This is a genomic window from Deinococcus marmoris (assembly GCF_001949125.1).
Classification (GTDB): Bacteria; Deinococcota; Deinococci; order Deinococcales; family Deinococcaceae; genus Deinococcus; species Deinococcus marmoris_A.
This window is the reverse complement of record NZ_MSTI01000085.1, coordinates 1-20347: the sequence shown is the minus strand read 5'-3', so window position 1 is coordinate 20347 and position 20347 is coordinate 1. Positions and strand designations below refer to the sequence as shown.

Annotated in this window: 23 protein-coding genes and 2 pseudogenes; 20 read left to right on the top strand and 5 right to left on the bottom strand. The window is 62.9% G+C overall.

Features of this window, described 5'->3' with window-relative positions; genetic code table 11:
• The 4 genes and pseudogenes from BOO71_RS27850 to BOO71_RS13080 all read right to left on the bottom strand — a co-directional run.
• A partial coding sequence (locus BOO71_RS27850; RefSeq protein ID WP_175607443.1) for a hypothetical protein occupies window positions 1-332 on the bottom strand: 332 nt, incomplete at its 3' end.
• A gap of 169 nt (window positions 333-501) precedes the next feature.
• A complete protein-coding gene (locus BOO71_RS13090; protein WP_075833073.1) occupies window positions 502-3492 on the bottom strand; it encodes a PAS domain S-box protein in 2991 nt (996 codons plus the stop codon).
• Window positions 3493-3594: 102 nt separating this feature from the next.
• Window positions 3595-4476, bottom strand: a pseudogene (locus BOO71_RS13085) (IS3 family transposase); the annotation flags it as partial.
• A gap of 34 nt (window positions 4477-4510) precedes the next feature.
• Window positions 4511-4792 carry a transposase gene (locus BOO71_RS13080; RefSeq protein ID WP_075833071.1) on the bottom strand — a complete coding sequence of 94 codons (282 nt, stop codon included), beginning with the start codon at window positions 4790-4792 and terminating at the stop codon, window positions 4511-4513.
• A gap of 100 nt (window positions 4793-4892) precedes the next feature.
• Between BOO71_RS13080 and BOO71_RS13075 the strand changes: the two genes are divergently transcribed.
• The 18 genes and pseudogenes from BOO71_RS13075 to BOO71_RS12990 all read left to right on the top strand — a co-directional run bounded on the left by BOO71_RS13075 (window position 4893) and on the right by BOO71_RS12990 (window position 18531).
• Window positions 4893-5234, top strand: a complete 342-nt coding sequence (locus tag BOO71_RS13075; protein ID WP_075833069.1) for a hypothetical protein — start codon at window positions 4893-4895, stop codon at window positions 5232-5234.
• Window positions 5227-5394 carry a hypothetical protein gene (locus tag BOO71_RS27845; protein ID WP_175607442.1) on the top strand — a complete coding sequence of 56 codons (168 nt, stop codon included), beginning with the start codon at window positions 5227-5229 and terminating at the stop codon, window positions 5392-5394. The genes BOO71_RS13075 and BOO71_RS27845 overlap by 8 nt, the downstream gene beginning before the upstream one ends.
• A gap of 179 nt (window positions 5395-5573) precedes the next feature.
• A complete protein-coding gene (locus tag BOO71_RS13070) occupies window positions 5574-6329 on the top strand; it encodes an SDR family NAD(P)-dependent oxidoreductase (RefSeq protein WP_075833067.1) in 756 nt (251 codons plus the stop codon).
• A 77-nt stretch (window positions 6330-6406) separates the two neighbouring features.
• A pseudogene (locus tag BOO71_RS13065) lies at window positions 6407-6670 on the top strand (transposase); the annotation flags it as partial.
• 963 nt (window positions 6671-7633) lie between these two features.
• On the top strand, window positions 7634-8569 hold the full coding sequence (locus tag BOO71_RS13055) for a cytochrome c (RefSeq protein ID WP_083653407.1): 936 nt from the start codon (window positions 7634-7636) through the stop codon (window positions 8567-8569).
• 40 nt (window positions 8570-8609) lie between these two features.
• Window positions 8610-8822 carry a hypothetical protein gene (locus tag BOO71_RS13050; RefSeq protein WP_075833059.1) on the top strand — a complete coding sequence of 71 codons (213 nt, stop codon included), beginning with the start codon at window positions 8610-8612 and terminating at the stop codon, window positions 8820-8822.
• A 40-nt stretch (window positions 8823-8862) separates the two neighbouring features.
• Window positions 8863-10392, top strand: coding sequence for a cbb3-type cytochrome c oxidase subunit I (locus BOO71_RS13045; protein WP_075833057.1), 1530 nt, complete (start codon window positions 8863-8865; stop codon window positions 10390-10392).
• A 9-nt stretch (window positions 10393-10401) separates the two neighbouring features.
• On the top strand, window positions 10402-10908 hold the full coding sequence (locus BOO71_RS13040) for a cbb3-type cytochrome c oxidase subunit II (RefSeq protein ID WP_083653406.1): 507 nt from the start codon (window positions 10402-10404) through the stop codon (window positions 10906-10908).
• A 22-nt stretch (window positions 10909-10930) separates the two neighbouring features.
• Complete coding sequence (locus BOO71_RS13035; RefSeq protein WP_075833053.1) at window positions 10931-11116, top strand: hypothetical protein; 186 nt, start codon at window positions 10931-10933, stop codon at window positions 11114-11116.
• Between the two features lie 3 nt (window positions 11117-11119).
• A complete protein-coding gene (locus BOO71_RS13030) occupies window positions 11120-11971 on the top strand; it encodes a c-type cytochrome (protein ID WP_075833051.1) in 852 nt (283 codons plus the stop codon).
• 20 nt (window positions 11972-11991) lie between these two features.
• Window positions 11992-13119, top strand: a complete 1128-nt coding sequence (locus BOO71_RS13025; RefSeq protein ID WP_175607441.1) for an outer membrane protein assembly factor BamB family protein — start codon at window positions 11992-11994, stop codon at window positions 13117-13119.
• Window positions 13109-13333 carry a hypothetical protein gene (locus BOO71_RS13020; protein WP_075833046.1) on the top strand — a complete coding sequence of 75 codons (225 nt, stop codon included), beginning with the start codon at window positions 13109-13111 and terminating at the stop codon, window positions 13331-13333. Before BOO71_RS13025 ends, BOO71_RS13020 begins: the two co-directional genes overlap by 11 nt.
• Complete coding sequence (locus BOO71_RS13015) at window positions 13333-13911, top strand: hypothetical protein (RefSeq protein WP_075833044.1); 579 nt, start codon at window positions 13333-13335, stop codon at window positions 13909-13911. The genes BOO71_RS13020 and BOO71_RS13015 overlap by 1 nt, the downstream gene beginning before the upstream one ends.
• 12 nt (window positions 13912-13923) lie before the next feature.
• A complete protein-coding gene (locus tag BOO71_RS13010; protein ID WP_075833042.1) occupies window positions 13924-14229 on the top strand; it encodes a hypothetical protein in 306 nt (101 codons plus the stop codon).
• Window positions 14230-14330: 101 nt separating this feature from the next.
• On the top strand, window positions 14331-15530 hold the full coding sequence (locus BOO71_RS13005; protein WP_075833040.1) for a polysaccharide deacetylase family protein: 1200 nt from the start codon (window positions 14331-14333) through the stop codon (window positions 15528-15530).
• 7 nt (window positions 15531-15537) lie between these two features.
• Window positions 15538-16128 carry a DedA family protein gene (locus BOO71_RS13000; RefSeq protein WP_075833075.1) on the top strand — a complete coding sequence of 197 codons (591 nt, stop codon included), beginning with the start codon at window positions 15538-15540 and terminating at the stop codon, window positions 16126-16128.
• 132 nt (window positions 16129-16260) lie between these two features.
• Window positions 16261-17409 carry a heparan-alpha-glucosaminide N-acetyltransferase domain-containing protein gene (locus BOO71_RS12995; protein ID WP_075833038.1) on the top strand — a complete coding sequence of 383 codons (1149 nt, stop codon included), beginning with the start codon at window positions 16261-16263 and terminating at the stop codon, window positions 17407-17409.
• A 108-nt stretch (window positions 17410-17517) separates the two neighbouring features.
• Window positions 17518-18531, top strand: coding sequence for a PIG-L deacetylase family protein (locus BOO71_RS12990; protein ID WP_075833036.1), 1014 nt, complete (start codon window positions 17518-17520; stop codon window positions 18529-18531).
• A 29-nt stretch (window positions 18532-18560) separates the two neighbouring features.
• Here the strand turns inward: BOO71_RS12990 and BOO71_RS12985 are convergent, their stop codons facing one another.
• Window positions 18561-19427, bottom strand: a complete 867-nt coding sequence (locus tag BOO71_RS12985) for a universal stress protein (protein ID WP_075833034.1) — start codon at window positions 19425-19427, stop codon at window positions 18561-18563.
• Window positions 19428-19816: 389 nt separating this feature from the next.
• On the opposite strand from BOO71_RS12985, the gene BOO71_RS12980 reads away from it, so the two are divergent.
• Both BOO71_RS12980 and BOO71_RS12975 read left to right on the top strand, forming a co-directional pair.
• The gene (locus BOO71_RS12980) at window positions 19817-20023 is read left to right on the top strand and encodes a hypothetical protein (RefSeq protein ID WP_075833032.1); all 207 of its coding nucleotides are present in this window, start codon (window positions 19817-19819) and stop codon (window positions 20021-20023) included.
• Between the two features lie 59 nt (window positions 20024-20082).
• The coding region (locus tag BOO71_RS12975; RefSeq protein WP_139322637.1) for a transposase at window positions 20083-20347 on the top strand (265 nt) is incomplete at its 3' end.

Genomic DNA, 20347 nt, shown 5'->3' with positions numbered 1-20347 from the left:
GCGAGCGATTTCAGATTGAGGAAGGCTTTCTGGATGAGAAAAGTGGTTTGTTCGGGTTGGAAGGTTCCAAAGTGCGAGATGCACCCAGTCTCGAACGCTTGGTGACCGTGCTGGCCGTAGCGACCGTGCTGCTCGTGTCCGAAGGCATTGAGGTGGTGCAGCGTGGGGATCGACGTGTCGTCGATCCCCACTGGCAGCGGGCGCTGAGCTACCTCAAGATCGGTCTCCGGGCGGTTCATTACGCGCTGAGCCGTGGTCAGGTGGTGTTCGCGCGCCTGACGCTCCAAGGGGGGCCTGACCCTGAGCCACTGGGTCAGCGGAAACGCCCCCATGCCCCTCCTCAAACCACTCTTGAAGTTGGCTGGCAGCTCGTTTTTCGTTCACTCTCATAAAATCTGTCAGGCCGCCAGGATCTGTGCCTTTACCTGTGGGCCTACCCCAAGATCACCACCATGATTCTGGACAACCGAGGACAAACCCGAGTGGTTAAGAACAGCCACCTCAGTGCTGCCCAATCATCTGGAGAAAGGCGTCTACGACTTCAGGATCAAAGTGAAGACCTGAACCACTTTGAATGTGATCCATCGTTTTCTCCCGCGTCCAGGCCTTGCGGTAGGGCCGGTCACTCATCAGGGCGTCGTACACGTCCACCACGGCAAACGCCCTGGCCGACAGCGGAATGGCCTCGCCTTTCAGTCCCTGCGGGTAGCCGCTGCCGTCCCACTTCTCGTGGTGGTTCTGCGGGATCTCCAGGGCCGGATGCAGGAACTCAATCGGGGTCAGCAGTTCCGCCGCGTACTCCGGATGCTTTTTCATCAGCACCCACTCGTCTTCGGTGAGCTTGCCTGGCTTGAGCAGTACCGCGTCAGGGATCCCCATCTTGCCGATGTCGTGGAGCAGCGCGCCCCGACGAACTTGCATCAGTTGATCAGAGGTAAATCCGAGGGCCTGACAGAGTTCGTGCGTCATCTCCGTGACCCGGCGAGAGTGTCCCTCGGTCTCGTGGTCCCGTAGGTCGAGCGCGCGTGCCCAGCCCTCGATGGTCTCGTCATACGCGGAGCGCAGCTCCACGTTGCTGCGCTCCAGTTCAGTCACGAGCCGGGCATGGTCAATGGCGATGGCCGCCTGATCGGCCAACGTTTCGAGGGTCGACAACCACTCCAGCGAGAGTGGCCAGGGCTGATGATGGAGCACTTCAATGACCCCCACCACCTGCCCTTTACTGAGCAGCGGCACCGCGTGATAAGCGGTCAATCCTTCCTTCTTCACGACGTCGCGCCAGGCGGGCAGGACGGACGCATGGATGAGGTCCGGCAGGCTGATCGGCTGCTGGATCAGCGCGGCGCTGCCGGCCAGTCCTACACCCAGTTTCGTCGCTGAGTTCTCCAGTCTTGCGGTATACAAGCCCCTGGTGACGGTGTATGTCAGTGTCTTGCGGTGTGGATCGAACAGCAAGACGGTGGCCGCGTCCATGCCGAGTTGTTGCCTGATACTGTCCAGAACCAGACCGAGGGTGACGTCGAGATCCGCACTCGCGGCGATCGAGTGATCAATCTTGCGGAGGCCCGTGATGGAACGCAACTGACGCTGGAGGTCCTCGTTGAGGACCTGAATTTCTTGCTCAGCCGTCCGCAGGGCCGTGATGTCGCGGGCGATCTTGGAGACCCCGATCACCTGACCAGCAGCATCCAGGATCGGCGAGATGGTGACCCGCACCTGGAGCTGCTGTCCGCTCTTCGTGACCCGGTTGCCCTCAAACGGTGGGTCCCGAAAGCCTTGCCTGGCCCGTTCCATCGACTCAAGTTCAAGCGCATGAAAGTCGGCAGGAACGATGAAAGTGACCGGCTGACCGATCGCCTCTTCGGCGGTGTAGCCGTAGAGTTCCTCGGCACCTGGATTCCAGGAGCGAATGGTGTTGTCCAGCGAAACGCCGATGATGGCGTTGTGGCTGGCCTGCACGATGGCCGCCAGGAACGCCTGATCTTCTTCGGCAACCCGGCGCTCGGTGATGTTGCGGGCCACGCAGTACATCAAGGAGTCGTCGGGCAGACTGACGGCCGCCCACTCCAACCAGACCACGCTCCCGTTCTTGTGGAGATAACGGTTCTGGAAGGTGGTCGTCGCTTGACCTGCGGTGATGTGGGCGTCTTCCCGCACGGTGATGGCCCGGTCATCCGGATGGACGAAGTCAAGGTAAGTGCGGCCAATCAGCTCTTCAGGCGTGTACCCGAGGATCTGCTGGCAGGCCGCGCTTATCGTGACGAAGCGCCCCTCTGCGTCAATCGAATTGATCAGGTCAAGGGACAGGTCCAGCGTTCGTTGCAACTGGGTCGCGATGTTGCGGTAGCGCTCCTCGCTGTCTGCCAGGAACCGCTGTGCTTGCTTCTCCACCGTGACATCACGGAGCAGCGTCACGATGCAGGCTTCCCCACCCATGGTCATTGGGATAGCCGACACAGTCGTGTCGGCGACCGCTCCAGACTTCAAGCGGAACTGCAACTCGCGGTCAAGGACCTTGCCCTCTTCCCGAAGGATTCGCCTCAGGTCTTCCGCTTCCAGTGGAACAACCCAGAAGTTCAGATCGAGCGAGTCGCGCCCGATCACCTCCTCGCGGGTGTACCCGCTCTGACGCAGAAACTCAGGGTTAACGTCAATGCAGTGGCCCGTGCTGAGCTGGGAGACGATGATGGCGACTGGGGCAGCTTCGAAAACCTTGGCGAAGCGCTCCTCGCTGGCCTGCTGCTCCCGCTGCGCTTCTCGGCTCTCGGTGACATCCCGGATAAACATCGAGACGCCGTTCTCGCCTGGATAAATGGTGATGTTCGTCTGCTTGCCCATGCCCGAGTGGTTCAACAGATGTTGGACGATGCCAGATTCCTGGGCTTTCTGGAGGGCCAAGCCAAGTGGTGAATGGGTGGAGAGCGGAGAGAAGGTGAATAGGTTCTGGCCGAGGGTCTCGCTGGATGGACGGGCGGTCATGGCCGCCGCAGCCGCATTGACGTAAGTGATGTTCCAGTGCTGATCGAACGACACGAAACCGTCAGTGATGCGCTCCAGGATGGAGGTGAGTTGCCGCCTGGAGCGCGACTCCTGCTGCCTGGCCTGCTCACGCGCAGTGACGTCGTTTTGAAAGCCGAGGTAATGGGTCAGGGTGCCGGAAGCGTCGTGGATGGGACTGAGCGTGAGTTCGTTGTAGAACAACGAACCGTCCTTGCGGTAATTGCGCAGCACCGTGGTGACGCTGTGGCCCTCTGACAAGGCGTCCAAGATCTCCTGCCGGGCTTCCTGATCGCGGTCCTGACCTTGCAGAAAGCGGCAGTTGCGCCCGATGATCTCGGCGGCCAGGTAGCCGCTGAGCCGCTCGAAGGCTGGATTGACGAAGATGATCGGCAGGTCCGGCTGCTGCGCATCGGTGATGATGACACCGGTGACGCTCGCAGTAAACGCCTGGCTCAGGAGATGGAGATCAGGTGAGGGAGGGTGGTCTTCCATGGCTCCTCCTGAATGCGGCGTTGTGATTCATGGGTGAGGTGGGCTGCCCCCAGAAGTTGGACGGTTTCAAGTAGAGACTCGGCTCAGGTCAAGGGTACAACATCAGCTTTCCCTGCTCGTCCAGGGGACGGGCTGACGGGCACATTTGCGGTGTTGTCTCCGCAAAGGGGTGGCGGCAGGCCGCCCCCTGGCCTGCTCAGCAAACTCGTCTGGGGTCCGGTAGCCGAGTGATGAGTGGGGTCTGCGGGCGTTGTAGAACACCCGCCAATCATCCAGCAGCACCTGGGCGTGTTTGGCAGAATAGAACACCTCTTGATTGAGACATTCTGCCCGCAGACGGGAGTGGAAGCTCTCAGCAAAGCCGTTTTGCCAAGGTTTTCCTGGGAGGGTGTTCCGGGTTCCGATGTCCTGAACTGCCAGCCAGATGCCCAGATCACGGGCGATGAATTCAGAACCGTTGTCGCTGCGAAGAAAGGCTGGGGAACTGCGCCCGGCAATCACGTCCCGGAGGACGTCCTTCACCTCCTTGGAGGTGAAGGACGTCGCCACCTGCAAGGCCAGTGACTGTCGGGTGAATTCGTCGGTCAGGGTTAGGATTTTCAGGGTGGTCCCTTCCAGGGTCTGGTCAAAGATGAAATCGTACGTCCAGACGTGATTCGCATACTCGGCCTGCATAGGAATTGTCGCTCCAGTACGAAGTTTTCGGGATACTTTGGGTCTGACGGCAAGTCCCTCTTCGCGCCAGATTCGTCGAACGCGCTTCTTGTTGATGATGGCCCCTGCTCGAACCAGCAGGACGTGAATGAAACGGTAGCCCCGCCGGGGATACCGACGAGCCAGGTTGTGGATCTGTTGCCGGAGTTCACTGTCCTGGCGCGGTTGTGGGCGGTCATGCCAGGAAGATTTGGACAGGCCCACCAGAACACAGGCCCGAACGGGCCTGAGGTGCGCCGCGACCAGCTGCCTGACCACGGCACGTTTCTCGGTGGGCGTTACCGCCTTTTTTCAATGACGTCCTTCATGGCGTCGATCTCCAAGCGTTGCTGACCGACAATGCGCAGCAGGCGGGCGTTTTCCTTCTCCAATCGACGAAGCGGCCAAGCCCCATACGGGTGCTGTTCTGGCCAAGACGCCGTTTGGCTTCGTCGGCGTTGGTATCGCCGTATTTCTTCTTCCAGGCGGAGTACGACGCGGGGCTGCACCCAAAATCGCGGCACAGGTCTTCAATAGGCTTCTCGCTCTTCTTGCCCTCCTGGAGAAGCTTGATGATCTGGTCTTCGGTGAACTGACGGTTTTTCATAGGATGAGCCTCGCTTTCCAGCTTAGGGCTGGGATCGAGCCTTCGTCTCTACTCAGTGACCGTCCAGTTTGCGGGGGGCAGACCATCTTCCTCCATTCGCATGGCGCTTCTGCTCGCCTCGGTTTTGACAGGTGCGGCCCTGGCCGTCCCACTCAAGAACACCCAGGCCCCGCTCACCGCTGATGTTCCCTCAAGCTGGGAACAGCGGCCCTACCCCAATAGCCTGCCCGGCATCACGGTGGTGGCCCCTGGCACCCCCCCGCCCGCCGTTCTGCAACTGTTCTACGCCCCGTATCAGAGCAAGGGCAATGACGCTGGAGCTTTGAAGGAGTTCATCGGAGGCGTCGAGGGATCGCTCACGGGCGGTGGGCTGGCCACCCTGAAGCGCGTGGGTGACCGTCCCCGGACAGCGGGTGGGATCAAGGGCACCGAGCGTGTATGACTTGACCCTCAAGGCCAATGGAGCCGTGGTGCGCTTGCAGTACTGGTACGGCGTCAGCAAACGCAACCTGCTCAGCGTCCAGTTCACCACGGGACCCGCCGCGACGGCGGCCCAGCGGGGCGCATTCGACAAGGCGTTGGGTTCGCTCAAGCTCAAGTAGGCAAGGAAAAAGCGGCCCATGAGGCCGCTTTGATTTCCTCAATATAGGGCGGTATACAGTCCGTGTCAACTCATGCGCGCCGATTCTTTTCTCGGCGCAGTAAATGCGTCTGGCACAGGCTTTTTCCCTGCGCCCGGATAAAGCGTGAACATCGGCGTCCGTATGCTTGACTGGCGGACATGATCAATCTAGACGGCAAAGTGGTATTCGTGACGGGGGCCTCGCGCGGCATTGGCGCAGTCTGTGTCCGCAGCCTGCTGGACGTGGGCGCGTCGGTGGCCGCCCACCTGGGCCGCAGCGGGCAGGGCGGTGAGGCCCTGGTAGAAGAGTTCGGTGCAGACCGGATTCACCTCCTGAGCGGTGATCTGGCCCAGGAAGGGGAAGCCGTCCGGCTATTTCAGAACGCCGTCGCCTGGCAGGGCCGCGTCGATGTGCTGGTGAACAACGCTGGGATCGCCCCCCCCGTCACGATGGACGATCCCCTGGAAGCGTGGTCCGCCGTCTGGAAAGAGACCTTGCAGGTCAACCTGCTCAGCGTGGCGGACACCTGCCGGGAAGCCGTTCAGCACTTCCGGGGTCAGGGCGGCGGCATCATCATCAATATCGCCAGCCGGGCGGCTTTCCGGGGAGACCAGCCGAATGCCATGCACTACGCCGCCTCGAAAGGCGGCGTGATCGCCTTGACCCGCTCGATTGCCCGGGGCTTTGCTCATGAGGGCGTTCTCGCCTACGCGGTGGCTCCTGGCTGGGTCCGCACCGAGATGGCCGAGGCGTACCTGAACGAACACGCCGCAGAACTGGCCCAGGAGTTCCCGCTGGGGGACGCGGCCCCGCCCGGGGACGTGGCCGCTACCGTGGTCTTCCTCGCGTCCGGGCTGGTGCGGCACATGACCGGGGCGACGCTGGACATCAACGGGGCGTCCTACGTGCGTTAGCGTGCAGCATGGCATCTGTGAGGGTGCCCCGGGTTTTGCGCAGATGGAGATAAGCCTCAACAAGAGGAGGCACCAGCATGATCCACCGCAGATTCCATTCCGTCGAATTCAAACGAGACACTGTTCAGCTCGCCCGAACGGGCGGCAACCTCTCCCACACTGCCCGCGAGTTGGGTGAGGGTGCCTCGTTGCTCCGCAAATGGCTGACGGCCGAACAGGAACAGGGTGAGGCTGCTTTCCCTGGCCAGGGAAAGCAACATCTGACCCCAGAGCAACGGGAGATCCGACGGCTCCGTAAAGAAAACGAAATTCTGCGCCAGGAGCGGGAAATCCTAGATAGGGTTTCATAGGGCTGCTGTCAAGTCCCGCATTGGCGTTGGGCCAGCACCGCCGCAGGGAAGAATAAACCCGTCATTGTACGGCTGTCCGGATCGTACGACCGCCAATCCGATACACAGCAGTTTGCGCCCCAGGGCGATCAAAGCCACTTTGGCCGGCTTCCCCGAATCCCTCATCCCGCGGTCATACGTCCGTAAGCGGCTCTGCGATTTTGATGCGCCCAGCGCGGAAAGATACGCAATCCGCCGCAGTCTGGCATTCCCTGTTTTGGAAATCTGACATCTTTCAGTTTAGGGGAAGGACGTCCAGCACGGCTTCCTGCCTCAAAATAAGGGTGTGCCAAAGGAAAGTGACCGTGCTGGACAGCTTTATTCTGCCATGCTCACTGTCTGTTCCCACAAGCAGCATCGCAACAACCTGCAAGTTGTCCTGAGCTGTTTTCTGGAGGCGTTGGACCTCTCTCGTTTTCATGCGTCCACCGCCAAGTCGCCAGGGGCCAATTTCAAGCAGGCCTGCAAAACGCCAGTCTGCACGGCAGCAATCTGGCCGGGAGCAAGAACCTGCTCTTGACGATGCCGAAGGAGAGACCGCCACCACGCTGCCCGCCGGAGTGGTGGGGCTATAAGGCCCGCCTGCAGGCCCGGAATGCGAGGTGAACAGTCCACGGCACGGCCTCCTTTTGAAGAGCGGAATGTTGTTGCACAGAGAAGACGAGATCAGTCAGAAGTCAGGCTTGACAGCAACTTAAGCTGGGATTAAGATGCACGCCACCAAACAGTTTGCAAAATTACAGTCTGCGAAGTTCGTTGTACCTTTTTTGAAGCTTCATTTCACGGCGATGCAAGAGGTCACTTTGGGGTCGACACAGACGGACCCGCCACGAAAGACTCGAACCGACTTTCTCCGCCCTGCTGCGGTCCCCAGTGCGCTCACTCAACGAGTATTGAAGGTCGGGGGCATCTGCTATGGCGAGTCGACCCGTTTTCCGCACTGAATTTCCCTGGCGGCCCTTACAGCCCCGGGCGACGCTGCTGGTTGTTGCCGCACTGCTCGGTCTTGGGTTGCTCAGCGCCTGCGCCAGCGGGCCGACCAACTATGAAGGTGTGTCGGGCGGCCTACGCAGTTACGCCGGTGCTTTGCGCCCGCCAGAAGGCTATAAAAACATCGTTCTGACCCGTCCCAACGACGGTCCAACGCTGCTCGAAGGGCGGCAGGTCTTCGCCGCGACGTGCGCCGCCTGTCATGGTCCCGAACTGCGGGGACGGGGCCTATCCGGCGTCAATATCCTGCCGCACCCGGCAGACCTGCGCGCCCCACGTATCGGCAACCTGACCGACGGCGAGCTATTGGGCTACATCGCTGAGGGCGTGCCTGGAACCGGCATGCCCGCCTGGAAGTTGGTGCTGACCCGCCCGCAGATGGAGGCGGTGGCCCGCTATGTCCGCAGCCGCACGCTGATCATGCCCGAAGACGCCCGCACCAACCCGCTGCCCGACATCCCGGCGCAGATCGTGCTGGGCCGCCAGAATTACATGCAGACCTGCGGGGCCTGCCACGGCACCAACGCCCGTGGCGTCAGTCCTGCCGGACGCAGCCTGCAACCCCGTCCGGCAGACCTGACGGCCCCGGAAGTGCAGCGCTACAGCGACGGTCAACTGATGTGGATTCTGGAAAATGGCATTGTCGGCACGCCCATGCGCGGCTGGGTGACAGAGAAGGTCATCGACAAACAGCAGGCATGGAGCATCCTGCGCTATCTGCGCTACCTGGGCCGCGACGAGGACAATCCCGACACCTTCCCGGTGTTCAAGGACCGGTTTTACAGTCACTACCCGGTCTTGCAGTCGGTCGACAACAGCGTGCCGCAGAACATTCCTTCGTTGCCTGATCCACCGAAATGATTGGGAGTTCTGAAGTTCCTGGATTTAAAAGGAGAACACCTTGACCCAGATCAGCGATCTGAATCCAGCCTCCAGAACGGTCCGGCCATCTGCCGAGATGGAGAAGCATACCCCACCTATCCAGACCCAGATCAGTGACCGCCCCGAACCGATGCCCCTGTGGCTGGCGTGGGGCGTGCTGGCACTGCTGATCGCCCTGGCGGCCTTCACGCTGTACCTGTACGTCACCACCCAGTACGTGCCGGAACGCTAGCTCAGCTCTTTCCACGTCCAGAAGATTTCAGGAGCCGCCCATGACCCAAACCGCCCGCCTGCCCGCTGCCCCTACCACCGCGCCCCGGCCCAACTGGTTCTTTCCCACCCGGCCCGGCACCGCCGCCTACCGCATGTTTTTGACGGCCACGGTCTGGATGCTGATCGGCATGACCTACGGCCTGCTGATGGGCATCTACATGGCCCACCCGCAGATCTGGGCGTACATCCCGCTGGACTTGCAGCAATTTCTGGTGTGGTCCAAGATGCGCGAACTGCATGTGCAACTGGTGTTGTGGTACTGGCTGTCCATGGGATCGGTGGCGGGTATGTACTTCATTGTTCCCCGGCTGTGCCGCGCCCCGCTGTGGAGCGAGCGGCTGGCGCACGTCAGCGTGTGGCTGTGGAACATTGCCGGGATCACCACCTGGGTGACCATCTCGCTGGGTATGAGCCGGGGCCGCGAGTACGCCGAGACGATCCTGCCGGTGGACGTACTGCTGATGGGAGCGCTGCTGTGCGCGACCCTGAACCTGGTCAACACCGTGCGGTTCCGGCGCGAGCGTCCAATGTATGTCAGCCTGTGGTATTCGCTGTCCGCCGTGATCGGCCTGCCCATCGTCATCATCATCGGCAAGGGACTATGGCTCAACCCGCTGAACAATCCGTATCAGGGCATCTACGACAACGTGACCAACTGGTTTTTCGGCCACAACATTCTGGGCATGTGGTACACGCCGGTGGGCCTCGGGCTGGCTTACTTCCTGATCCCCAAGATCACCGGGCGGCCCATTTACAGCCACTGGCTCTCGCTGGTAGGCTTCTGGACCCTGATTTTCGTGTACCCGCCGGTAGGAGGTCACCACAGCGTCACCAGCGCCCTGCCTTACTGGCTTCAGACCGAGGCGATCATGTTCTCCATCTTCCTGTTCATCCCGGTGTTCGCTTCCGTGTGGAACCTGTACAAGTCGGTGCAGCCCAACACGCAGATGCTGGCCCAGGACCCGGTGCTGGCCTTTGTGGTGTTCGGGCTGACCTGCTACCTGCTGACCTCGGTGCAGGGTTCGATCATGGCGCTGCGAACCCTGAACATCTACGAGCATTTCTCGCAGTTCACGGTGGGCCACGCGATGCTGGCAATGGGGGCGGGCTTCAGCGCCATTGCGCTGGCGGCGGGGTATTACATGATTCCGCGCGTGACCGGCCACCCCATATACTCCAAGTCGCTGGCGTGGTGGCACTTCGCGCTGTTCGGCCTCGGCTGGGTGATCCTGCTGCTGTTTCTTCAGACCGCTGGTCTGGTTCAGTCGGCCAACTGGCGGGTGGGTGGTCAGGACTGGATGGATTCCACGGTGTGGCCCACGCAGCCGCTGATGTGGCCGGTGGCCGGGGGCGGCCTGCTGATCATCGTCTCGCACATCATTTTCATGTACAACATCGTCCGCACGGTGTATGACCGCTCATGGGTGGATCAGCACGCGCCGGACTCCGCCCTGCTGCCCGGCCCCAGCGTGCGCGATCCGGCTCCTGGCCCGCAGCCCACGTTCCCGCCCGCCACGGCGACGGATTAGGGGGCGGCCATGCTTAAACGGATGTTCGACAGCATTGAGGGCAACACCGGGATTTTAGTGGCCTTGAGTCTGCTGATCTTCTCGATGGCCGTGCTGACCACCGTGGTGCTGCCGTACTACGCCACCAACCATTACCAGCCCACGCCGCTGGCCGTGCAGTACACCGCCCAGCAGGCGCGGGGCCGCCAGGTGTACGCACAGGCGGGCTGCTGGGAGTGCCACAGCCAGAACGTGCGGCTGTCGGAAGCCGGGATTGCCACCATTCACCAGCCCGGCGACATCGGCGCAGTCAGTCACCCGGGCGATTACGTGTATCAGAATCCGGTGTTTTTTGGGCAGCACCGCCGGGGGCCAGACCTGATGCACGTCGCCACACGGTGGCCCAGCGAGGAGTGGATGATGATTCATTTTCTGAACCCCGAACGCCTGAATCCTGGCACCTGGATGCCCAGTTTCGGCTACCTGTCCGAGGAAAATCTCGACGCCCTCAGCGCTTACCTGATGACCCTCAAATGAAGGTCCGACACTGGAGACGGCCATGATTTCCACAGGCGTCGTCGGCGTGATCGTGGTGGCGCTGATCATCATCGTGACCATCACCATGCTGCTGATGCTGGCGGTTCACAACCCCGGCAAACCCGCCGAGACTGAACTGCCCAAGTACCGCATGATGCACGGCGTTTTCCAGGAGACGCCCACCTGGAAAGAGCCGGGGGAGGAGTGAGCCATGCCTGAAGACGAACGCCCCCCGCAGCCTGATTCTGTACCGTCTGACCTTTCTCAGCCTGGACGCCTGCCACCCACACGCCGCCCCGCTCAAAAGCAGGAGGCAGAGCGCAAAGGCGCGCTGGCCCAGGCGCAGAACCACCAGCCGCAGCGGGGTCCCGCCGCCGAGGCCAGAACCGCCGATCAGGTTCAGGCCCAGCTCGAATCCGACGAGATCCAGTCTGGGGACGCCTCGATCCCCAGTTTCCTGGCCGTCTTCTTCGTGATGTTTGGACTGTGGGGTGCGTGGTACTTCGCCTTTCACCTGGCCCCGCTGGAAGAGCCGGAACCGGCCTCGGTGATGCAGGCCAGGCCAGCGGTGGTGCGCTCGTATCAAGCTGCGGTCGCTGATCCAGCGGTGGAACCGTTCCCCGACAAGTTTGATCTGACGGGCGAGTTCTCGGTCTTTGCGCTGACCGCGCCCACCGCCCAGCTCCAGGACGGCGCGGCGCTGTTCCAGGGCAGATGCGCCCAGTGCCACGGCAGCGACGGGCAGGGCCGGGCCGGGCCGTTCGAGGCCGCCACGCTTCAGGGCGACTCGGTGCTGTGGACACTGCCCGCCAGCCGGACGGGGCAACTGGTCAAGTACGGCCTGGACGGGTTGATGCCCGAATGGGGCAACGATCAGGGCGAGGTGGCCCTGGCGCATGTGGTGGCCTACCTGAACGCGGTGATGGGGCCGCCTCCTGGCACGCCCAGCGAGCTGGACATCACGGGAGGCGGCGTGAACGACATGAATCCCATTCCCACCTTCAACTCGCCCTGGGAGCGGGCCGACGGTGTGTTTGTGCGCCCACCGGGAGGCGGCCAGTGATTCGGCCAATGATTCTGGCAGTGACCCGGCAGCTGATCCGGCGCTGGCTGCCCCGGGTCGGCGGCGTGGTGGGCGGTCTGGCCCTGACTGCCGCGCTGCTGGGGGCGCAGTCAGTACCATCAGTGCCCAGCGGGGGAGGCGTTCCCAGGATTCTCTGGACGGTCAGGGGACAGGGCTGGGCCGGGGCGTCGGTGGTGGTGTCGGGGGGCGACCAGGCCGTCGTGGCCGATGCCAAGGGAATCGCGGCGGCCTTGAACGCGGCGTCCGGCAAGACCAACTGGCGTTTTGATCTGGGGGATCGTCTGCTGTACACCCCGGCCATCTCCGGCCAGATGGTGCTGCTGGCCCGCGTCGGCGAGCTGGCTGCCGTGGGGCTGGACGGCCAAACCCGCTGGGAGAAAGACATCGACGACTCCCCGGTGCTGTCCCCGGCGGTGAGCAAGGGAGGCACCATCTACGCGGCGGGCGGGCCGTTTCTGTACGCCCTGAACCCGCAGGGCAAGACCCTCTGGCAACACACCGTCAAGTCCTTTTACAGCGGCTCGCCCGTGGTGGGCAAGGACGGCACAGTTTATGTGGGGGCCAAAAACGTGTTGCTGGCCCTGACCCCACAGGGCCAGGTCAGATGGCAGTACGCGGCCAGCTCTACCCTGTTCGCCAACCCGGCCATTGACGCGCGGGGCAACCTGTATCTGGGAACAGCCAGTGGGCTGACCTCGCTTGACCCAGCGGGCAAGGTGCGCTGGAGCCGTCCGGGGCAGAGTGTTGAGACGACGCCACTTGTAGGTACGAACCGGATTTATGTGGCCGACACCGGGGGCCACCTGACGGCCCTGAGTCTGGCGGGTGACGTGGTCTGGACAGTGCAGGTAGGTCAGAGCATCGGCGGCTCGCCCGCCCTGGCCCGCGACGTGATCTATATCGGCACGGGCGACGGCCTGCTGCATGCCCTGAGCCTGACCGGGCAGCCGCAGTGGGCGCTGCAACTGGACGGCGCGGTGTTCGGCTCACCAGTGATCGGGCCGGATGGACACGTCTACGTGGGCGCGGGCCGCACCTTTTACGCGCTTGAGACCAGCAGCCCGCCCGCCGCCACACCATGGCCGATGGCACGCCAGAACGCCGCTGGACAGGGCCGTGCGCCGTGAACGTGCGGGCCAGCACAACAGCGTGGACGGGCAACACAGCATGAGTGAGAAGACCCCCATGAATCAGGAGAAGTCCATGCACCACGAGAAGCCCATGAACACGGTCAAACGCTGGCTACGGGACAACTGGAAGATGACGCTGGGTGTGGCCTTAGCCTTGGCCCTGTGGACCACCATCGCCCTGAACACCGGCCAGGGCGGGCTGGGCTTCTGATGCGCCCAGCCACCACGGCTGGACCCGGCTCCCTGTGGCGGGGCGTTACAGGAACGCTGAGAACCAATCTGCGGCCCGCCCACGCCGTCTGGGCGGTGGCCTCGCTGCTGGCGCTGGGGCTGTCGGCGCTGCCGGTGGTGGTCTCCAGCGCCGTACAGGACGACTACTTTCACAACGCCGAACACATGATGATGGCGGTGGCCGGGCTGATGCTGGGGGTGCCGCTCTCCGGCATCTATCAGCGGCTGGTCAACCTGACCGTCAGCCACGTCTCGCCGGGCGTGGGCCGGACGGCCCTCCAGACGCGCACCCGCTCGGTTCACTGGGGCCTGCTGCTGACCGTGATGGTGCTGGACCTGCTGAGCATGTCCCGCATGGTGGACGCTTACGTGGACGTTCATCCCCTGGCCCACGCCGCTGAACACGTCGTCATCTACGGACTGTACGCGCTGTTCGGCGGCGCACTGTTCTCGCTGATGGCCTCGCGCGCCCTGGCCTGGCTGATCACCCTGATCTACCTGGTGATGCTGCTGATGTACCTGGCCGACGAGAACAACGTCATGAACATTCAGTTTTGAGGGGGACAGGTAATGACCAACAAAACCCCAGCTTCGTTCTGGGAACGTGAATTGCAGCGCGGCCTCAGCGGGCTGATCGTCGCGCCGATGGTGCTGCTGGTAGTGCCCAGCCTGCTGGTGCCGCTGCTGCCCGGACGCCTGCCCGCCGTGTTCCTGCTCAGTCTGGCCCTGGCGATCCTGAGTTATCTGGCCCTTTCACGGCGCTGGTGGGCGCGTGCCGGGCGTGACCCGCTGGATCTGGGCGGCTGGCGGGTGCTGGCGATCTGGATGGTGGTCACGTCGCTGCTGACCGGATTGATCGGACTGGCCTGGAAGTAGCGGGCTGGTTTTTAAAAACGCAGCGAACTCAGCTCTCAGATCCTGTCCGATCTCCGTGTGGCAGCGCTCACGTACCCACTACATTCTCTATCCTGGCAGTCATGAAACGCACCCTTCCGCTGTGGACTGCCGCTCTGGTCTCGTTCGCGGCAGGCCAGGGCCTCTCTCCCCTCCCCGCGCCCAAGATCACGGCTGCTGGAGAGGTGCAGCTTGTGGCCCCCGGCCAGCGCCCCTCTCCGGTCATCCCCACCCTGAAGCTCACGCCGCCCATCCCGCAGGTCAAGACCGTTGAGGTGATGAACAACAGCTTCACTCGTGCGGCCCACGCACTGGTGCTGGTGTCTGCTCAGGAGGCACAAGGCTCCCTCGTGGCGCTGGCAACCCAGGTGACTACCGCCACCTACCGCGCCGATCCCGGACTGGCCGAGGTGGACGTCAGCATTTACCGGGCGGGCGATTACGGCGGCTTCGGCGGCCCGCTGCCGCTGCTCACCCTCTCGGTGCCGGTGGGGCGGCGAACCACCTTTGCCAACGAACTGAAGGCGGGAAGCTATGACCGGGCGTGGGTGGGAGCTAAAACCGCCGCGCCCGCACCGAAGCTGACGCCACTAGATGAACTCGAACGCCTGCCCGTCTTTGCGGGAACCCGCGCGGAGCTACTGGCCGAACAGCTTGAGCAGGCGCTGGGGCTGGTGCGCGGCGGCGTGCGCGGCGGCAAGCTGTTCCGGGGTTCACCCCTGAAGCGCCAAGTGGCCCTGACCTTTGACGACGTGCCGCACCCCATGTATTTTCCGCTGCTGCTGGATCTGCTGCGCCGCGAGAAGGCACACGCCACGTTTTTTATCATCGGGCGCAACGCCGAGGCGTACCCGTATTTCGTCCTCGATCTGGTGGCGCAAGGCCACGAGGTTGCCAACCACACCTTTCACCATCTGCGGCTGCCGGGTCTGAGCGCCGCAGAGGTCACGGCGGAACTGAAAACCACCAACGAGCTGATCACCAGTATCAGCGGACAGCCTGTGCAGTATTTCCGGCCTCCAGGAGGGGACTACAGCGCACAGACCCTGAAGATTGCTGAGAAGCTGGGGCTAACCACGGTGTTCTGGACGGACGATCCCGGCGATTTTCAGAATCCTGGCGTGGAAACTGTGGAAGCCCGCTTTGCCCGTCGACTGCGGCCTGGCGGCATTATCCTCCTGCACGACAATGCTCCAGACGGTCTGATGGCCCTGCCTGATCTGCTCAGGGTGGCCCGGCAGCGGGGGTATGTGGTGGACACCGTGGGCCATCTGCCCCGGTGATATTAAGGTGACATTGTCGGCCTGGATTGCTGGCCTGGACCCGGCGGTTCTGAACCTGTCCACCTTCGGCCTGCTGGCGTTGGAGGGCGCAGGTATTCCGGGTATTCCGGGTGTGCTGCCCATGCTGGCGCAGGCGTCGGCCATTGACGCGGGCCACACCACCCTGACGGCAGCGCTCGTCTGGGGCGTGCTGGGCAACTGGCTGGGCAGCCTGCTGGGCTACGCTGCCGCGCGCTGGGGCGGTCAGTATCTGAGTGCCCGCTGGCTCCAACATCCGGGTATGGAACGAACTGGGAAATTGCTGGACCGGTGGGGAGGACCGCTGGTGATCGTCAGCCGCACCATCGGCAGTCTGAGAACCCCCGTGACGTTGCTCTGCGGCCTGACCCGTTTCCCGTTTCTGGCCTATGTACTGCTGAGTCTGGTGGGCGCACTGCTGCATGTGGGCGTGTGGCAAACGGCACTGTGGAAATTTGGCCCGGTGATCGTGCCGCAGATAGAGCGCTGGGCCATTCAGATTGGCCTGGGCGCGGCGGCGTTGCTGCTGGCCATGTGGCTGTGGCGCAGATACGGAAGCAGAATCAGGAAGCTCCCGTGAGCATTGGGGGAGCTTCCGCTTTAACCGCATAAGCACCCAGATTGCAGGAGAACTTCAATGTGAACCTGTGACCACCAAGAGACCGTTTCGCCCGCTCACCAGGCCATCACGGCTGGAACGCACCATTGCGGCATGAACAGCGTTTCGGTGACCGGGCATCCAGTTCAACCTCAGGTGAGCGCCGGAATTGAGACGCGGGTAAAACCGGCCCGCCTGACCGCCCTGGACGCGTGGCGCGGCCTGACCGTACTGCTGATGCTGCTGGTCAACAACGTGGCGCTGGGCGGGCGCACGCCGTATCAACTGGTTCACGCGCCCTTTGGCGGGCTAACACTGACCGATCTGGTCTTTCCGTGGTTCCTGCTGTGCGCCGGGGCCGCGCTGCCGTTCTCACTGGCAGCCATGACCCGTAGTGGCGTCGTCGGCTGGCTGCGGGTGCGCCGATTGGTCACGCGGGCCGTCTTGCTGTATCTGGCAGGCGCGTTTCTGACCAGCGTAACCATTCAAGCTCCCACGCTGGGGCTGGGCGTGCTGCAATTGATCGCCCTGGCGACATTGTGCGCCGCGCTGCTGGGCGGTCTGCGGGGGCGCTGGCAGGCCGCCATTGCCGCCGCCCTGCTGCTGGGGTACGCCGCCTTCCTGACCCTGACCACGCATCCGTGGGGACTGGGCATCGTGTCCGAGACGCAGAACCCAGTGCAGATGGTCAACAACATGGTCCTGACCCCCATCGGTCTGCGCGGTCTGATGTCGGTGATTCCCACCACCGCGCTGGTGTTGCTGGGCGCACTCGCTGCCCGTCCTCTGCAACAGCGCGACGCCCGCGCGCCCCTCAAGCTGCTGGGGCTGGGGCTTTTTCTCAGCGCCGTGGGTTTTGGGTGGGCAGCCAGCGGACACATCCCGTTCAGCAAGGCGCTGTGGACGCCGCCCTACATCCTGTACAGCGCGGGGCTGGGCATCCTGGGCATGCTGGCCTTCTGGCTGATCGCGGATTCGGGGCGTTTGCGGGCAGGGGCGCGCCTGCTGGCCCCACTGACCATTCCGGGCCGCAACGCGCTGGCCGGGTACATGCTGCCCATCCTGATCAAGTTCTGGATCCTGCTGGCGTGGCAGGTGAACTGGACGGGCAGGAGCCAGAGCATCCTCGCCTCGCTGCTGGAGTTGAGTCGCAATCATCTGGGGGGATTTGCGGGCGGGCTGGTCTACACGCTGGGCTATGTGCTGGCCGTGTGGCTGGGCCTGGCCTGGATGGCGCGGCGGGGGCTGATCTGGAAACTATGACGGCTGGCCCCATAGAAAAAGGAATGCTTTCTCCTCGCTGAAGTGAGTAAAGTGGGTGTTCAAGCAAATTCCTGGCTTACTCTGGCAGGGCGGAGAGGTGATTTTAAAATGCTCAAGTCCATTGCCCGGAACTGGTGGCTGCCTGCGTTGGTCCTTCTCGCCTTGGCCCTGGCTGCCTGGATCAATCTGCCCCGGATGCTCCCGGTGTTTGATCGCAGTGACCAGCGCGTCGCGGCCCTTCCCGCCGCCCTACCATTCACCTCCGGGCAGCGTGTTCTGTTTTTGGCCCCCCATCCCGACGATGAGACCCTGTGCTGCGGCGGCATGATCCAGCAGGCTCAGGCCGCTGGCGCAACCGCCTACATCGCCTGGATCACGGCAGGTGACGGCTTTGAATTCGACGCTGCCCTAATGGACCGGGCCGTGCGTCCCTCGCCCGCCCAGATGCGTGACCTAGGGCAGACGCGTGCCAGGGAGGCCGGACGGGCCGCCGCGATTCTGGGGGTGCCTGCCGCCCGGACCTTTATGCTGGGCTATCCGGACGGCGGCCTGTTCTACCTGTTCACCACCAATTACGATCAGCCCTACCGGGCCAGACACACGGGCGCGTCCGCTGTCTATGTGGATGGGGCGCTGACGCCCGGCGCACCGTTCACTGGCCGCAATCTGCACGACGATCTGGCGCGGGTGCTGGACACTGTGAAACCCGATGTGGTGCTGGTGCCGGCCCCGCAGGACGCCCACCCGGACCACCACACCCTGACCTACATGATGCTGCGGCTGGTGGGTGAGCGGCAGCAAGAACCCACGCTGCACTTCTGGGTGGTCCACGGGGGTCTGGAATGGCCGCTGCCCAAGGGGTTACACGAGACGCTGCCGCTAACGGTGCCGCCGCGTGCAACGGGGTTGCCGTGGGAACGGGTGGCGTTGACCCCCGAACAGGTGCAAGTCAAGTGGCAGGCGATCCGGGCGTACCGCACGCAGACGGAAGTGCTGGGCCGCTTTATGGAAGCGTTCGCACGAGCCAACGAGTTGGTCAGCCCTTCCCCCCTGCCGCCTTTGACGGCGTTGGCTGAAAACAAGGCAGAGGCTGCCCTCCTTGTTTCAGGTCAGATGAAATAAACTCCCGGACGCTGGATTCAGTCTCTAGTTCAGGACCTGCCGCCCTGGGCGGCATCTTTCGGACACAGCAGCACAGGTCCCTGTGCGCTTAACAACACATCATCCACGGTGTGGCCGCGCCTGAAGCCCAGAAAGGGTTGATGGGAGTGCGTCCCCATCACCAGCAGGGCGTCCGGCGCGGTGACCTGAATCAGCGCCGCAGTTGGGTGGCCCGCGCCCACCTGCGCGCGCTCGGGCGGGCTGTGCAGGGCTTTCAGCTTCGCCTGGGCGTCGCGCAGCGTGGTCTGGGCCTGGCGGTCATCTAGGCCTTCGTGAATGACCAGCAGGTCCAGCGGCAACCGCCACGCGCGGGACAGGCTGGCGGCCACCTCCAGCGCGCCGCTGGCCTGGGCGTGGCCGTCATAGGCCACCGTCAGGCGCTGGGGCAGAGCCTGGTTAGCCCCACCGACCCACACGGGTATGGGACTCTCACGCACGACGTGCTCAAAATTGGAGAACCAGGTGGTCTGCCCAGCGTGCAGACCTTCTCTGGAAAGCCACAGCAGGTCTGAGTGCTGTGCCCGGTACACGATGTCCTTGGCGGCGTTGTCCACCTCACTGGTAGGCTCGCAGTCCACACCTGCCTGGGCACAGCGCTGCTGGAAGTCTGCGAGCAGCGTTTCATTGGCCTGTCTCTTGATCTGCGTGGCCTGCGCGTCCAGGGCGTATTCCGCCGGGGCGACATAGCCGGTCCCCATGGTTCCGGCGGGACCGATGCCAGTCATATCCACCATGTCCGGCACCATGACGTGCAGGCCAATCAGCGTCAGGTGGTACCGCGCGGCGAGGGCGATGGCCGCGTCGAGCGCAGCATGGTTCATCTGACTTCCAGTCAATGGCACAAGGCAACGCTTCATCGTGGCACCTTACCAGACGGTCCGCTGCGCCCTAATTGCCAGTCTGCGTGAAGCCGCGCGCTTCATCCCCATGTGCGAGGGCTTGACTTGGCGAAGGCCGAAATTTTGTCCAAATCGCATGAGACACTTCTGATCCCGAAACTTAAAGGCGTGCGATAACGTTCGGTGTCAACCAGGACGCAGAGATCAAAAACCATGGGAGGCGAGCGTGGAACGTCGTGACGCTGGGCCTCCGGTCGCTTGTCAGGGCCTGTTCCCGTCAGAGCGAAGTGTGAGCAGGTGAACTGCTTCATTTTATTCGGCTCTGGACCCTCCCCCAGACAGCCAATGGAGAAAGTGTCGGGTACTGATCGGGGACACACAACTGGCTTTTTCTGGTGTGGTTGAGTTTGACCCTGGCGCTGTTCATGCAGGCCAAGGCGGGCATGACCACTGGGAAGCGTCCAAGCTGGGTCTGGACGCTTTCTGAAGCGGCGTCGTGGGCACGTGATCTGTTGATGCCGCACTGGAGTGCGTTGTCCGCACAGATTCAATTGGCTCAGATGTCCTTCCGCCAAACGCTGTTCCAGACCGCATATTTGGAGAAAACTGCATAAATGATGTTGTTAGGGTTTGGTGGAGGGTAAGTTCAGTGTGATTCACACTGGAGGACAGAATGTCCGTACCCAAGCAAAAGTTCACCGCTGAGTTCAAATACGAAGCTGTCCGCCTGGTTCGCACAACCGGTAAGAGTTGCGCTCAGATCGCCCGTGACCTCGGCGTTCCTCCTCACTACGTCGTCCGGTGGAAGCAACAACAGGACAACCAGACGGCCGCTGGCCGCCCTGCCTTCACCGGGCGGGGGATCCCCGCCCTTTCACCACAGGAGGCTCGTCTTACAGAACTCGAACGAGAGCTGGAAATTGCGCGACAGGAACGGG